This is a genomic window from Arthrobacter alpinus, from assembly GCF_900105965.1.
Lineage (GTDB): Bacteria > Actinomycetota > Actinomycetes > Actinomycetales > Micrococcaceae > Specibacter > Specibacter alpinus.
Window position 1 is genome coordinate 3,088,742 of sequence record NZ_FNTV01000001.1, and the last position, 15,618, is coordinate 3,104,359.

Annotated in this window: 11 protein-coding genes; 5 read left to right on the top strand and 6 right to left on the bottom strand. The window is 64.4% G+C overall.

What is annotated here, in order from left to right; genetic code table 11:
* Positions 1–39 precede the first annotated feature (39 nt).
* From BLV41_RS14175 to BLV41_RS14185, 3 genes are all read left to right on the top strand, one after another.
* On the top strand, positions 40–1,341 hold the full coding sequence (locus tag BLV41_RS14175) for an ABC transporter substrate-binding protein (RefSeq protein WP_074712212.1): 1,302 nt from the start codon (positions 40–42) through the stop codon (positions 1,339–1,341).
* Positions 1,342–1,483: 142 nt separating this feature from the next.
* Positions 1,484–3,496, top strand: a complete 2,013-nt coding sequence (locus BLV41_RS14180; RefSeq protein ID WP_244516913.1) for a DUF6807 family protein — start codon at positions 1,484–1,486, stop codon at positions 3,494–3,496.
* On the top strand, positions 3,493–4,587 hold the full coding sequence (locus BLV41_RS14185) for a M24 family metallopeptidase (RefSeq protein ID WP_074712213.1): 1,095 nt from the start codon (positions 3,493–3,495) through the stop codon (positions 4,585–4,587). The genes BLV41_RS14180 and BLV41_RS14185 overlap by 4 nt, the downstream gene beginning before the upstream one ends.
* A gap of 103 nt (positions 4,588–4,690) precedes the next feature.
* Here BLV41_RS14185 and BLV41_RS14190 read toward each other — a convergent pair whose 3' ends face one another.
* From BLV41_RS14190 to BLV41_RS14210, 5 genes are read right to left on the bottom strand one after another with little or no spacing between them, the layout of a single operon-like run.
* Positions 4,691–6,142: an aldehyde dehydrogenase (NADP(+)) gene (locus tag BLV41_RS14190; RefSeq protein WP_074712214.1), complete on the bottom strand. Its 1,452-nt coding sequence runs from the start codon at positions 6,140–6,142 to the stop codon at positions 4,691–4,693.
* Positions 6,143–6,186: 44 nt separating this feature from the next.
* Positions 6,187–7,269, bottom strand: a complete 1,083-nt coding sequence (locus tag BLV41_RS14195; RefSeq protein WP_074712215.1) for a mandelate racemase/muconate lactonizing enzyme family protein — start codon at positions 7,267–7,269, stop codon at positions 6,187–6,189.
* Between the two features lie 13 nt (positions 7,270–7,282).
* A complete protein-coding gene (locus BLV41_RS14200) occupies positions 7,283–8,206 on the bottom strand; it encodes a 5-dehydro-4-deoxyglucarate dehydratase (RefSeq protein ID WP_074712216.1) in 924 nt (307 codons plus the stop codon).
* A gap of 8 nt (positions 8,207–8,214) precedes the next feature.
* Positions 8,215–9,150 (bottom strand): NAD-dependent epimerase/dehydratase family protein, encoded by a 936-nt coding sequence (locus BLV41_RS14205; protein WP_074712217.1) that lies wholly within the window; start codon positions 9,148–9,150, stop codon positions 8,215–8,217.
* A gap of 2 nt (positions 9,151–9,152) precedes the next feature.
* Positions 9,153–10,571, bottom strand: coding sequence for a Gfo/Idh/MocA family protein (locus BLV41_RS14210; RefSeq protein ID WP_074712218.1), 1,419 nt, complete (start codon positions 10,569–10,571; stop codon positions 9,153–9,155).
* Between the two features lie 214 nt (positions 10,572–10,785).
* Here BLV41_RS14210 and BLV41_RS14215 point away from each other — a divergent pair, with 214 nt between their 5' ends.
* Entirely contained in the window at positions 10,786–11,820 is a 1,035-nt protein-coding gene (locus BLV41_RS14215; protein WP_074712219.1) for a LacI family DNA-binding transcriptional regulator, read from the top strand.
* 16 nt (positions 11,821–11,836) lie between these two features.
* Here the strand turns inward: BLV41_RS14215 and BLV41_RS14220 are convergent, their stop codons facing one another.
* Positions 11,837–13,096, bottom strand: a complete 1,260-nt coding sequence (locus BLV41_RS14220; protein WP_074712220.1) for an NAD(P)/FAD-dependent oxidoreductase — start codon at positions 13,094–13,096, stop codon at positions 11,837–11,839.
* A gap of 162 nt (positions 13,097–13,258) precedes the next feature.
* Here BLV41_RS14220 and BLV41_RS14225 point away from each other — a divergent pair, with 162 nt between their 5' ends.
* On the top strand, positions 13,259–15,589 hold the full coding sequence (locus BLV41_RS14225; protein ID WP_074712221.1) for a beta-galactosidase: 2,331 nt from the start codon (positions 13,259–13,261) through the stop codon (positions 15,587–15,589).
* Positions 15,590–15,618 lie beyond the last annotated feature (29 nt).

A 15,618-nucleotide genomic window follows, 5' to 3' on the forward strand; every position in this document is an offset into this window, starting at 1 on the left:
TCCTCAAAGAACGCAGCTCTTTCCGCCTTGGAAGCCCCCATGTCCCGCAGGGGATTCCACCGGATGTTGGGTGGCGCAGCGGTGGCAACCACCGTTTCCCTGGCCCTTGCTGCTTGCGGGTCGGGTGCTCCCGCCACGAATGCGGACGGCCAGGTTGAGATCCGTTTCAGCTGGTGGGGATCGGACACCCGCGTCAAGGTGACCACTGCCGCCATCGCTGCATTCGAGAAGGAAAATCCCAGCATCAAGGTCAAGGCCGAATACGGCGACTGGAGCGGCTACTGGGACAAGCTGGCCACCCAGACTGCCGGCAACGACGCCCCGGACGTCCTGCAGATGGACGAGAAATACATTTCGGAATACTCGTCCCGCGGCGCCCTCCTGGACCTGTCCAAGCAGACGGTGGACACCACCAACCTCGTGGCCGACGTCCTCAAGGCAGGCGAGAGCTCTGACGGGCTGACGGGCATCCCCGCCGGCATCAACGCCGCCACGATCATTGCCAACCCCAAGGTTTTCAAGGATGCCGGGGTTGAGTTGCCGGACGACAAGACGTGGACCTGGGAAGACTACAAGCGAATCGCCGCGGAGGTCACTGCGAAGTCCAAGGACGGCGCCTTTGGCTCCACAGCCTACAGCGGCGACCAGGCATCCCTGTGCGTCTGGTTGCGGCAGCGGGACAAGGAATTTTACACTCCGGAAGGCGGCCTTGGATTTGTTCCGGAGGACATGGGCGGCTGGCTGGCGTTCCTCCTGGAGCTTATGGAAGCAAAATCAATCCCGCCGGCATCCCAAGTTATTGAGGAGCAGGCTTCGCCGCTTGACCAAAGCTCGACGGCAACAGGCAAGGCTGCCATGTCCTTCTGGTGGTCAAACCAGCTTCCAGCCCTTGAAAGCGCCGCCGGTTCCGAGCTGGTCATATTGAACTACCCCACCCTGACGGGCAAGGCGGCAGACGCCAAGCTTTGGTACAAGGCATCCCAGTTCTGGTCTGCTTCCTCGAGAAGTAAAAATTCGGAAGCGGCCGCCAAGCTCATTGATTTCCTGGCCAACAGTACGGCAGCAGGCGAGGCGCTTTTGGGTGACCGTGGTGTACCCGTCAGCACGGTGGTTCGGGCAGAGGTTGCCCCCAAGATGAAGCCGGCGGACGTGCGGGTCATCGAATTCATCGATGGCATCAAGGATCAGCTGGGCCCCGTCCCGCCGGGTGTCCCTCAGGGCGGAGGCGCCATGGAAGACATCATCAAGCGGTACGCCTCGGAGGTCTTGTTCAAACGCCAGACACCTGCCGAGGCGGCAGGAAAGGCTGTCGAAGAAATGACCGCAGCGATCGCCAACTAATTCTCCCCTGTCCGCCGGCTGGCCCGCAGGCCAGCCGGCGGACATTACCAACCGCAACACACCGAAATTACACTAGGAAAGCGCTTGCCGAGTAATGTAGAGGCAAACCCCGCAATGATGCTCGGACAGATTGGACTCCTCCATGGAACGCACGGCACAGCTCCCTGCAATGGCAGCCCCGCTCCCCTCCCCAACACAACTTCCACGCATCGCGTTGGTGGGCGTGCATGGCTTCGGCGCGCACCATTTGGCAAACCTTGACCGGTTGGCGCAGGCAGGGGCCTTGCAGTTGGTGGCCGTGGCTGATCCCAACCCGCCAGAGCCGGGTCAGCTGTCGGAGGACGTACGCATCTTCAACAACCTTCAGATGCTGCTGGCCGCCGGTATCGCACCGGATGTTGTCATTATTGCCACCCCCATTCAGACCCATGCAGCCTTGGGACTGGTGGCCCTGGCTGCGGGCGCCGATGTCTACCTGGAGAAGCCCACCGCCGCCTCGATGGCCCAGTTTGACGAGCTTCGCGTGGCGGCGGTGGCAGCCGGGCGGGCAGTTCAGATCGGCTTCCAATCCCTAGGTTCGCTCGCGTTGCCGGCTCTGGCAACCATGATCGCCGACGGAAGCCTGGGCGCCATCCGCGGCTACTCCGCCACCGGCACGTGGCTGCGGGACAAGGCCTACTACCAGCGCTCCCGCTGGGCCGGCAAGCGGACCATCAACGGTGTCGATGTGGTGGACGGCGTCACCACCAATCCCTTGGCCCACTCCATCGCCACGGCCCTGCGCATCGCCGGCATCCGCAGCGCCGAGGACATTGACACCGTGGAGACGGATCTCTACCGGGCCCACGACATCGAAGGCGACGACACCTCGGCTGTTCGGATCACACCCAAAGAGGGGCCCGCCGTCGTCAGCGCCTTGACGGTGTGCGCACCCGAGCAGACAGAACCGTTCGTAACCGTCCACGGAACATTGGGAAATGCCGTTTTCCACTACACACAGGACATTCTGGAGGTCACCACAGCATCTGGAACCGCCAGCGAAACATTCGCCCGCACCGACCTGTTGGAAAACCTTCTGGCGCATCGGAAAGACGGGACACCGCTGCTGAGCTCCCTGGAAAACAGCGGCGCCTTCATGAGCGTCCTTGAGGCCGTCCGCACGGCCGAGGACCCGCAGCGGATCGCCCCTGAATACGTCGAATGGGTCGGCGAAGGGCCGGCCGCGCACCCCGTGGTTGAGGACATTGGCGCCTGGATAGCACGCGCGACGGCGGCGCAAGCCACCTTCTCCGAGTTGGGTGCACCCTGGGCGAGGCCCGCCACGGCAACAGACGCCATAGTGGTTTCCGGCATCGAGGTGGCTCGCGAAATCAGCGGCCACCAGCTCGCCCCCACCCTTTCGCCGCGCCCCTACCTGCACCCCGTCACCACGCTGGCCGGCACCATAGTGACCGATGCGATGCCGCTGGACCATGTGTGGCACCTGGGTGCGGGGGTGGCCCTGCAGGACGTCAACGGTGTGAACTTTTGGGGCGGCCGCACGTACCGGCGCGAACAGGCCGGGTACGTGTGGCGCCCGGACCATGGCCGGATCGAAAGGACCTCCTCCCACGACGACGGACCATCCCGGACAGAGAGCCTAACCTGGTTCGGCCCGGACGGAGCTGAAATCCTGCACGAGACCCGCAACTGGAGCTGGATCCCCGCCGGGGACGGCGCGTGGATGCTGACGCTTTCCTTCACGCTGGCACCGGCCGGAACCGGTCCCGTCAGCCTCGGAAGCCCCGGCTCCAACGGACGCGAGGCTGGCGGCTACGGCGGCTTCTTCTGGCGCCTGCCAGCTGTCGAAAACGCGCACATCCGCACACCGTCAGCCTCCGGGGAGGATGCCGTGCACGGCAGCCGGGCCCCATGGCTGGCCTGGTCCGGCAACTTCTCCGGCAGGCCCGCAACCCTCGTCTTCACAACACCTCCGGAGGCCACTGACCCCTGGTTCGTCCGCGCCGACGGCTACCCGGGGGTGGGCTCGTCACTTGCCTGGGATGCCGCCGTCGTGCTTCAACCGGGAGAAACCCTGGCCCGGACCATCACGGTGACCATTGCCGATGGCCTGGCCACCGACGAACAAATCAATGATTGGACGGGCACCAAATGACCACAATGACCGTTGCAGCACACCACAGCGGTGAAAAGGCCGCCGATTGCTCGGCCAAGCGTGCCCGCGTACTGGACATCCTGGCCGCGGCCGGGCGGGACTCGGTGCTCCTCACCAGCCACAGTGCGCTCAGCTGGTATTTGGACGGCAGCCGCGTCGGCATCAGCCTGGCCGGGGACCCCATCGCAGCCCTGCTGGTCACTGCCGACGGCGACCATCTGGCAGCCTTCAACAACGAGGCCGAACGCCTGGCCGCCGAGGAACTCCCGCCGGGCGTCACCATCCACCAGGTGCCCTGGCCTGATTCGCTGATGGACGTCGCAGCCTGGTTTGGCGCCGGGGTTGCACCTGCCTCCGAAGCCGAGCTGGCTGTTGAGCTGCGCCTGGCCCGCCGCTCGCTGCTGCCAGGCGAATTGGACCGCTACTCCCGCCTCTGCCAGGACGCTGCAGGGATCCTGACCGATGTCTTGTCCCTCGCGACGCCGCACACCACCGAGCGGTCCATCGCCGCCGAGCTGGCCGGGCGCACGGTGGCCGCCGGCGCCGACCCCCTGGTGCTGCTGGTCAACGGCGCCTCCCGGGTGGACTTCCGCCACCCGCTTCCCACAAATGCTGTGCTTGGCCGGCGGGCCATGGCCGTGGTGTGTGCCCGCCGCGATGGCATGATTGCCAACGTGACGCGCTGGGTGAGGTTCGACGCCGGCACCCCGGCCGAATTGGATGCGGAGGCCCGCATTGCCGCCGTTGAGGCCGACATCTTTGATGCGACAGTGCCCGGTGCAACCGTTGCAGAAGTCCTGGCGGAAATCCGGACGGCCTACGACCGGCACGGTTTCGGCCCCGAACAGTGGAAGCTGCACCACCAGGGCGGACCTGCAGGGTACGCCGGGCGCGACCCCCGAGCCACTGACGCCGTGACGGACACCGTGACGCTGGACCAGCCGTTCACGTGGAACCCCTCCGGGCCAGGCGTGAAGATCGAGGACACGGTACTGCTTTCGGCCGACGGGATCCGGCCGCTGAGCGTGGATTCGCGCTGGCCCGCCGTCCCGGTGAATGGCATCCTTCGCCCCGAGACTCTCCAGCTCTAAGCATCCGGACGCCAGCTCTCCTCTCGAGGGCGTGCCAAAGTGGCGGGGACCCATGAAATTTCATGGGTCCCCGCCACTTTGGCACGCCCTCGCAAACGAACATCTACGCCAAGCGGAGCACACCGTCCACGCGGCGCGGCACACCCAGCGGGTTGGCCTCACGCAGCGCCTCGGGCAGGAACTGATCGGGCGCATCCTGGTAAGCCACGGGGCGCTGGAAGCGGCGCACCGCCGTAGCCCCGACGGACGTGAACAGCGATGTGGTGGCCGGGTAGGGGCCACCGTGCTGCTGCGCCCAGTTCACGGACACGCCCGTGGGCCAGCCTCCGAAGAGCACACGCCCAGCCAGGCCTGTCAGCTGGGCCACCAGGGCCCCAATGTCCTCGCCATCCTCCGCGTGGACTGTGGCTGTCAGACTCCCGGGCACCAACGCGAGGGCCGCTGCCAGTTCCTCCTCGGATCGGTACTCGATGAGCAGTGTGGTGGGGCCGAAGCACTCCTCCAACAGCTCGGCCGGGCGGGCGATGACGCTGGCCGCCGTGGTGGAAAATACGACGGCGCCAGCCCCGTCCGCTTCAGCGTTCTGCTCCGTTGAGCCGCTGATGACATCCACGCCAGGCTGGGCCGCGAGGGCCGCCAGTCCTGCCGGGTAGGCTTCGGCGATGCGGTCGGTGAGCATGGGAGCAGCAGCCTTGCCAACGCATTCGGCAGCCACTGTGGCACCAAAGTTGGTACCGGCCGGAATAAAGACCAAACCGGGTTTGGTGCAGAACTGCCCAGCCCCCATCGTGAAGGAAGCCGCCAGGCTTGCGGCCAGCGCACCGCCACGAGAGGCAATGGCCGCCGCTGTGATGACAACAGGGTTCAGGCTGCCCAGCTCACCGTAGAACGGGATGGGTTCGGGGCGGGACACCGCCAGGTCGAACAGGGCCCGACCTCCGGGGATGGAGCCGGTGAAGCCGACTGCCTTGATGAACGGGTCCTGGACCAGCGCGGTGCCTGCTTCGCGCCCGGCGACCAGGGCGAAGAGACCCTCGGGTGCGCCGGCGTCGTGCAGGGCCTGGGTGACGATTTCCGCTGTCCGCTTGGACAGTTCAAGGTGCCCCGAGTGAGCCTTGACAATCACGGGGCAGCCAACGGCCAGCGCCGAGGCGGTGTCGCCGCCGGCCACCGAGAAGGCAAACGGGAAGTTCGACGCCGAGAACACGGCAACCGGGCCCACGGGATGCAGCATCCTGCGTAGCTCGGGTGACGGCGGGGTGGAATCCGGATTGGCGTGGTCGATGACAACCTCCAGGTAGGAGCCCTCGGTGACAACCCTGGCAAAGAGCCGCAGTTGGCCGGAGGTGCGTGCCACCTCACCCGTCAGCCGGACGGGGCCCAGCCGGGATTCGGAATCTGCAATCGCCACCAACTCGGTCACGTTGGCGTCGAGCGCATCGGCGATCGCCAACAGCCAGGACGCCCGCTCGACGTCGCTGGCTGCCGCGGCCGGTCCGGCTGCCGCGTGGGCGGCTGCCGTCAGGTCTTGAAGTTCTTGCGTTGCGGTCTGCACGAGAATTATTCCTCTTACTTGTTGGTAGTGATACCTGGGAAGGGCTAATGGGAGGGGATGCCTGCAGCAAACTGCAGGCCAAGCCCGGGGCGGCCAGTGCTGTAGAGCCTGCTGTTGCGAATGGTGATCGGTGAGGGGCCGGAAAGAATCCCGAGTTGCTCAAAGGAAGCATCCTCCACGTCCTCCACGGCCACCGGGCTGGCCAGCGTCAGCGCCAGCTGTCCGGAGAGTTCCGGCAGCAGGTGCGGTGCCACCGCGATGCTGTTGGTGCGCGCCAGTTCCACGATTCTGCGGAACGGGGTGATGCCGCCCACCCGGACAATGTTGGGCTGGATGATGTCCACGGCCTCCGCGTCGATGAAGTCGCGGAAGCGCTGGATGGTGTGCACGTTCTCGCCGAGGGCAATGGGCACGGGCGAGTGCTTGCGCAGGCGCTTGTAGGCCCAGAGGTCGTCGGCGCGGATAGGCTCCTCCAACCAGTGGAGGTTGAACTGCTCCAGTCTGGACAGCGCCCGGATGGTGGTTGGCAGGTCCCAACGCTGGTTGGCGTCGATCATAAGCGCGCGATCCGGACCGATCACGTCGCGAACGGCGGCCACACGCTCCACGTCCTCCGCGATGTCCGGTTTTCCCACCTTGATTTTGACGGCGGAATGGCCGGCGGCCACCCAGCGTTCGGCTTGCGCCACCAGTTCCTCGAGCGTGTAGTGCAGGTTCACGCCGGAACCGTAGACCTCCACGGATTCACGACGCTGGCCCAGCAGTCCCGGCACGGAGGTGTTGGCATTGCGTGCCGCCAAATCCCACAACGCCAGGTCGAGACCGGCCATGGCAATGGTGGTCAGCCCGCCGCCGCCGGCCTCGTGCAGGCGCAGCCACAGGGCGTCCCACAGCGGCTCCGGATCCGATGGCAGCCCAACGGCAAAAGCGGCAATGTCGTTCTCCAGCAGTGCCTTGACGGCTTGGGGGCCGATTGTCGGCGTCCAGGAGAACCCGTGGCCCGTGCCGCCGTCGTCCGTTTCCACTGTGGTGGCGATAATGTGGTTTTCAGGCGCCTCCACACCCCAGCTGCGGCGCAGGGGCACCGTCAGCAATCGGGTGTGGAGGGCTGTGATCTTCGAGCTCATGGGGCGGTCAACCTCAAGCGTTGGTCAGCGCGTGGCTAGCGGCCAGTTCGTAGCCCTTGGCCAAGATGGCGGCCAGACGGGCTTCCTGATCGGCCGTGGGGTCCACCAGCGGAGGTCGGACCGAGCCAACCGGCAACCCGGCTTGGCGCAGCCCGGCCTTGATGAGGGAGACGCCGAAACCGGGCGTTTCATCGCGCAGGCGAACCAACGGGGCGTAGAAGCCGGCAATCAACTCTTCGCGGCGCTCCTCATTGCCGTCGATGTAGGCGCGGTAGTAGGCAGTGGCGATTTCCGGAGCCATGGCAAAAGCCGCTGAGGAATACAGCGGCATGCCCAGGCCACGGTAGGCGCCTTGGGTCAGCTCGGCCGTCAGCAGGCCATTGAAGAACTGGAAGTCTTCGCGCCCCGAGGCGCGGACGGCGGAGACAATTTCCTGGGCCAGGCCCACGTCTCCAATTCCGTCCTTGAAGCCAATGACCTTCGGGTTGGCGGCCAGCTGGACCATTGCGGCGGCGGTGAATTTGGCGTTGGCTCGGTGGTAAACAATTACCGGGAGTTTGGTAGCGGCGGCGACAGCTTCAACGTAGGCCACCAGCCCGGCCACAGGAGCACCCACCAGGTACGGGGGCAGGACCAGCAGGGCATCGGCCCCGGCGGCTTCTGCCGCACGTGCCGCGTCGAGGGCATGCCCCAACGGGCCGCCGGCCCCGGCGATCACCGGGACGGCACCGTCAACAACCTCGACGGTGGTGCGCACCACCGTGGCGATCTCGGACAGGCTCAGGGCATGAAATTCTCCCGTGCCGCAGGCTGGAAAGATACCGCCGGGGCTAAAGGGCAGGCGCGAGGCAATGTGTTCCTTGAGCAGGGCAACATCCACCTCACCGGCGGCATTGAACGGGGTGACAGGGAAGAATAGTACGCCTTCGAAATTCAAGGGTGCTCCTAGTGTGAGGCTGCGGAAGCGAGGTCCGCGCGGTTGGTTTCGGTGAGCTCGGTGCGCCAGCTGCGTTGCGGCGTCCAGCCCAAAATCTCTTGCGCCTTGGCAATGGAGAAGGCCGGGCGGGTGCCGGTCAGCCCGGCGGCCAAGGCTTCACTACCGGGGAGGAACTGTGGCATGAGCTTGTCCAGGGATTCCACTGCGAGCGCGTCCGCGGCGCCCACAAAGAACGTTTGGGCGTTGTCAATGATGTCCATCTTCTCCAGCAGCACGGCAAGGAAGTCCGCCACGTCTCGGGCGTCCACATAGTTGAACAGGGCAGGCGCGGAGAGCGCCGGGTCTGCCAAACGCTCGGCGAGTGTGTGTCCTTGCTGGGTGGGGGCCCCTTCCCATTCCTCGGGAGAGATGACATAGCAGGGGCGGAATGCGGCATAGCGGGTGGTGTCCCCGTTGGCTGTGGCAAACATGCGCATCACCTGTTCGGCCACCAATTTGGACAGCGCGTACGCGTTCCAGGGTTTTGGTGTGGTGTTTTCATCCAACGGGAAACTCTCCGGCAGCCAGCCCGCCGGATTGCCATAGCCCAAAACCGTGGGGCTGGAGGCCGTGACGATTCGGCGCACGCCGTTGCTGGTGGCAGCGTGGAAGACGTTGTACGCCAGCATGGTGTTGGTTTTCAGGATCACGTCCTCTGGTGCGCTGAAGGGAACGGCGATCGCGGCAAGGTGTATGACGGCGTCGGGCAGGTGCTTGGCCATGGCCTGGTTGACGGCCTGGGCATCGAGGAGGTCCACGGACTCTTGAACCACGCCGGTCAGGGCGGCAATCTCCGGCAGCGTGTCCCGGTCCAAGGAGACAACGTGGTGGCCGGCAGCGGAGAAGCCGGCCACCACGCTGCGGCCCAAGCGGCCGGATCCTCCTGTGATGAGTATGGTAGTCATTTTCACTCCCCCTGTGCGGCCTTGGAAAGATCCGCACCAAGGCCCAGCTCGGGGATGCGGATGGGCAGGCCGGTGGCCAGGGACTCATTGCCGGCAATGCCGACGGCGACTGCCCGCAGTCCGTCCATGTAACCGGACGGGCGGCCCAGCGGGTCCTCTCCGGGTCCGTTGAACAGGTCTGCCAGCAGCAGGCTGTCGCCACCGCCGTGGCCACCCTCGCCGTTGACGATGGGTACCTCGTAGGCTGCCCCCCAGTGGCGCTGCACCACGAGGCGTTCGCCGTTGCGGCGCACGGCGTCCTCTTCCTCGATGGGCGTGGCGCTGGGATCGACCACGTTTTTCTTCTCTGTGCTGTCGTGGACTGCGGCGCGTTCCACCACCTCCAGCTCAGCCCGGCCCTCGGTGCCGTTGATGCTGACCCGGTAGCCTTCCCAAGGACTGTGGGCGTTCAGGGAGTAGCTCAGGGTGGGGCCGCCGTCGTAGTCCACCGTCAAAGCCAGGTTGTCCTCGATGGTGATGCCCTCGGAGAACACGTCCTGGTCGCGGATATAGCCGTCAAACTTTTCGTTGTCCAGATACAGTGCCGCAAGTTTCTTGTCCTCGCGCAAATCCAAGGCGAAGGGATCGCCGGCAGCACCGTCAACTGACCCGCGGGCCGGCCGTTCGCCCAGCCCGCGAGTGGCTGCATTGTCCGCACCGTAGAAGCGCAGCCCACCGGAGGCATACACGCGAGCGGGGACGTCATCGATCCACCAGTTGACGAGATCGAAGTGGTGGGAGGCCTTGTGGATCAGCAGGCCACCGGAGTTCTTCTTCTCGCGGTGCCACCGGCGGAAGTAGTCGGCACCGTGGACAGTGTCGAGGACCCAGCTGAAGTCAACGCTGGTGACCTTGCCAATGACCCCGCTTTGGATGATCTCCTTCAGTGCGCTGTTGCGCGGTGAGTAGCGGTAGTTGAAGGTGACCACCACGTTGCGCCCGGTCTCGGCAATCGCCGAGGTGATGCGTCGGCAGCCCTCAACATCGATCGTGAGCGGCTTTTCAACCACTACGTCAGCCCCGGCGTTGAGCGCCTCAACAATGTAGTCGGCGTGCGTGAAGTCCGGCGTAGTGATGATGACGCGATCAATGGCGTTGGCCTGGATGAAAGCCGTTAGCTCGGATGGATCGAATGCCTCGGGAGCTTTCTGGCCAGCTCCTGGCTGTTCGGCTCCAAGCCGGCCTGCCAAGTTCGTGTAGTAGGCGGTGCGCCCGGGGTTCACATCCCCGATGGCCACCAGCTCTGCCGTGTCAGCATGGGTGCCCATGATGGCTTGAATGTACATCTCGGCGCGGGATCCGGCCCCCACCAGCGCTATGCGTGCTCTCTTCCTTGATGGCACTTCTGCGGTCCTGTCGGCGGACGCCACTGCGGTACTCATGAGCTTGGATGACCTTTCACAACGTTGTATGGAATCCTGCCTGTCCCGCCTTGGGTGCTTCCCCTTTGAGCGGTTGAGCCTGATGGAGTAGATTATGAGAAAGCGTTTTCTCAAACCGTTATATGCTTTCTATCAAGAGTCCGGGCATCCCGTCAAGGCCAGGCATCAAGCCGATGCAGTTGATGCCGCCACCTCCGAGCCGTAAGGAACCACCATGGCCAAACGCGCAGGCCCCACCCGCATAGGCATTTCCGATGTCGCCGCCAAGGCAGGGGTTTCGCTGGCGACCGTCTCCCGGGTCATGAACGGCAATTTCAGTGTGGATCCCCAGATTGCCGCCAGAGTTCGTGAAGCCGCCACGGAATTGAAGTACCAGCCCAACCCCATGGGGCGAAACCTGGCCCGCGGAAAGACCGAAACCATTGGTGTGGTTGTTCCCGACTTGGGCAACCCAACGTTTCAAACGGTCCTGCGCGGGGTCAGCCGTGCCGCGGCCCAAGACGGCTACCGAGTCCTCATCGCCGATTCCTCCGAGGTCTCCAGCGAGGAAGCCATCCTGGCAGGCGAGGCCCGACGGCGTTGCGACGGCGTGGTGTTGTGTGCCCCTCGCATGAGCGCGGCGGAGCTGGAGGAACTCGCACCGAGTCTCCAGCCCATGGTTCTGGTCAACCGCAGAACTGACGCCTCCGAGAGCCCCAGCGTCATGATCGATTACGGCCAGGGAATCCAAGACCTGGCCGCGCATTTGGCAGATCTCGGGCACACCAAGATCGCCTACGTTGCCGGCCCTGCCAACAGTGCTTCAAACGCACTTCGCGTGGCGGGCCTTGAAAAATTCAAGCTGACCCATCCACACGTGGACATCACGTACCTGAACAACGGGTCAACGTTTGAGGATGGCTACGAGTCTGCCGACGACGTGATTGCCAGTGGGGCCACAGGGGTCCTCGCCTTCAACGACCTCACGGCCATGGGGTTGTTGAGCAGTCTCAACGAGCGCGGCATCAAGGTTCCCGCGGACATCTCCGTCACGGGTTTTGATGACATTCCGTTCGCTCGCTACACCACTCCTCCGCTGACCACCGCGGCGGTTCCCATCATGGAAGTGGGCGAACACGCATGGGCACAGATGCGGGACCTGCTCTTTGGGAATGCCATCACAGAACCGGTCCAGGTGTTTGAACCCCATGTGGTGGTGCGCGGCAGCACTGGCGTACCGGCCACCGCCAAGACGACAGTGCAGCTTTGAACGCCGCGCAGCCGATTTAGCGCAGAGGGTTGAAGTGGCGCGCGATGGCCGGCCCGGAAGTGCCGGCCAGCCCCGCCGCGACCATCTTGCCGGTCAGCGGACCCAGCGCAATCCCCCACATGCCGTGACCTCCCGCCACATGGACACGCGGGGACGCGGTGGCCCCCACCAACGGGAAACCATCGGTGGTGCAGGGACGCGACCCCACCCACTCCTCGGCACGGTCTTCCCAATTGATGCCCGTAAACATGGGCGAGGCAGCATCCACAATGGCCTTGATGCGGCGCGGGTCCAGGGCCGCATCGGCACTGCGGAACTCCATCATGCCGGCCACCCGCAGCCTGTCCCCCAGGGGAGTGCAGGCCACACGCTGGGCCGGAAAATAGATGGGGCGGGTGGGCATGGCCTCGGGAACCACCGTGAAACTGTAGCCGCGCCCGGCCTGAACCACGCGTTTGACGCCGAACTTGCGCGCCAGCGTCCCCAACCACGCGCCCGTGGCAAGGACTACGGCGTCGGCCTTGATCAAGCGCCCTTCCGAACCAATCACATCCACGCCCTCCCCCGTGTCCCGGACGTCAAAAACAGTGAAGGCCGTGACCAGGGTTGCCCCCCTGGCAACCACTGTGTCTGCGAGTGAGTGCATGAAGGCAGGCGGGTTGATGAAACGTTGGTTGCGGATTTCAATTCCGGCAACAACGCCTGCGCCAAGAGTGGGCTCAAGATCCCGGATCTGATCCCCCGTGATGATGTTGAAGTCCACCTGGCCGCCCGTTTCGCGGATAACGTGGAATTCCCGAATCAGGGCCTCGCGGGCCTGCAAGGTGGAAAACCCGGCCAGGAAGGGATCGGCCAGGTGAGTGGCCTCGGCAACGGTCGGGGTGCCCGCAGCAAGTTCGTCGAAAGCGTCGATCCCGGTCCGGCCGATCTCGGCAAAAATGCCCATCGCCCTACGCCATTTGGCTGGCGTGCAATTACGCGTAAATCCCAACAGAAACTTCAGCAGTGATGGATCGGTGGACAGCGGAATATACAGCGGCGATGCGGGGTCAATCATGGCCTTGAGTCCGTAGTGCAGAACAGCCGGCTCGCTCAAGGGCAGCGTCAGCGCCGGGGTGAGCCAGCCGGCGTTGCCCCAGGAAGATCCTGACGCCACCTCGCCACGATCAACCACCGTGACCTGGATACCGTGCTCCTGCAAATACCAGGCCGTGGACAAACCAATAATTCCCGCACCAACCACAACCACATGTTCAGGCGCCTTTGCACTGACCACGATTCACACTCCTTGAGCATTGGCCGGCCACTTTTCACACCGGCGCTATCCCCAACATAATCTCGTTTGGACATTCCCTCAATCGGCAGGCCCCGGCGTGAGTGGTGATCCCCTGAGGCATAATGTGAGGCAGCCCATAAATGAATCGATACAAAGGAACCCATGCCCCACGTCACCGTCCACCTGCCAGAACCGCCAACGAACGGGCAGCTCCGCATGGGCGCCGCCGGAATCACCGCCAACAGCCAGCACCTTAGCCGGGACGGTGCCGCATGGTTCCCAGTCATGGGTGAATACCACTACAGTCGCCAGAAGCCCCGCCAGTGGCGGACCGGGCTTGAACGCATGAAGCAGGGCGGCATCACAGTCGTTTCAACCTACGTCTTCTGGCATCATCACGAGGAACGCCAAGGCATCTTCCGCTGGTCCGGAAACCGCAATCTCCGAGCGTTTGTTGAGCTCTGCGCCGAACTTGGCCTGGACGCCGTCGTGCGCATTGGACCGTGGGCCCATGGAGAGGCGCGCAATGGAGGCTTCCCGGACTGGCTCCAGGCGCTGCCCCTCAACCACCGCAGCAACGATCCCCGCTATCTGGAGCAGGTGCGGCCCTTCTTTGCCCAGATTTCGCGCCAGCTCAGCGGCCTGTTCCACGGCACCGGCGGCCCCATTGTGGCCCTGCAGGTGGAGAATGAGCTGTATGACCGATCCGGGCACATCCTTTCGCTGAAGGAAATGGCCCAGGACCTTGGCATGGACGCACCCCTATGGACCGCGACCGCTTGGGGCGGCGCACAACTGCCAGCCGGTGAGGTGCTGCCGCTCTACGGCGGCTACCCCGAGGCATTCTGGGAAGACGCCCACCCCGGATGGGCACGCGGCAACCGAAAGCACTATTTCTTCAGCCACATCCGCGACGACCACTCCATAGGGGCGGACCTGCGCCCCACAACTGCGGTCGGGGCGGGAACATCCGGAGTCCCGGCGCCCTTTGCGACCTGCGAACTGGGCGGTGGCATGCCGTCGGCCTATCACCGCAGGCCGATCATTCCTGCAGCAGATGTTTCCGCACTGGCCCTGGCCAAGATCGGCAGCGGCTCCACATGGCAGGGCTACTACATGTTCCACGGCGCCTCCCAAGGCCTGGGCGAGCTTTCCTCGTTGCAGGAGTCCCAAGCCACCGGCTACCCCAACGACCTGCCCGTCATGAGCTATGACTTTCAGGCACCGCTGGGTGAGCACGGCCAGCTCAGGGAGTCCTACCATCGGCTGAGGATGCAGCATTTTTTCCTGGCCGAAGCAGGTCCGGCGTTGGCACGGATGCCCATGACGCTTCCGGCCGCGGTCCCATCAAGCCTTGACGACTCTGAAACGCTCCGCTGGTCCGTGCGCAGCGACGGCCAGGCCGGATTCATCTTCGTCAACAACCACCAGCCCTCCAGCGATGCGCTGGGGGCAAAGAGTGGTGTTCAATTCGACCTCACGCTGGCCGACGGCGGGCAGCTCACTGTCCCGCGGCAACCGGCCACCATTGCCGGAGGCGCGCATTTCGTGTGGCCGTTCAATTTTCCGATGGGCGAGGAAGCAACTCTGTTGCACACCACCACGGAACTGTTGACGACCCTGCCTGTTGGGGGCACAACGTGCTTTGTGTTTTCCCGGACCGAGGGCGTGGAGCCTGAGTTTGATATTGCCATTTCCGCGAACGACGGCGGATTCCGCCAAAGGCTGCAGCTGGCAGTTCCGCCGGGTGCCGGGCCTCTCGAGCTGTCCGTCAGCGATAGCGTGTCCATCTTGCTCGTCGACGGGCCCACTGCCATGCGCCTGTGGAAAGGAGAGTTCGCTGGAGCGGAAAGAATCATCTTGGCTGATTCACTGCTGGTGACCGGCGGGACCCTGCAGCTGGACGTCACGGCGCCCCGGCAGGAGATCGGCGTCTATCCTCCCGTGGAGCACGTGATCGCATTGCCTGATCGGTTGGGAGCCACCGTCAATAAATTGGAGGACAGCGGGCCGTTCAGCATGTTTTCGGTGGAAGTTGAGGCCGGCATGCTCTCAACATCCATGTCGGTGCAGACGCTACAAGGCGCTTCCGGCCCGGCTCCCCTGCGCATCGGAGGAACCCAGAACCGGGCTGGGGCACCGTTGGAGATGGACTACGCCCACGCGGCCCACTTTCATCTTGACTTCACGGCAGAACAACTGCCGGCAAGCGTGCAAAACCTGCTGCGAATCAGGTGGACGGGAGACGCGGCAAGGGCCTTGCTGGATGGACAGCTGCTCTCCGACAACTACTGGAACGGCCTGGCCTGGGACATCGACCTCACGGAACACCGGGACGAACTGCTGCGCCACGGGTTGACCATTCAGGCGTTCCCCTTCAACCCTGCCGCACCAATCTACGTCGAGGAATCCATCAGGCCCGGGCAGGCAACCCTTGAAATCTCAGATGTACGCATCCTGCATCAAGGCTCCATCCACCTGACTCTCCCCTAGCAGGCTCACCGACAAGGCAACCCGCAGGC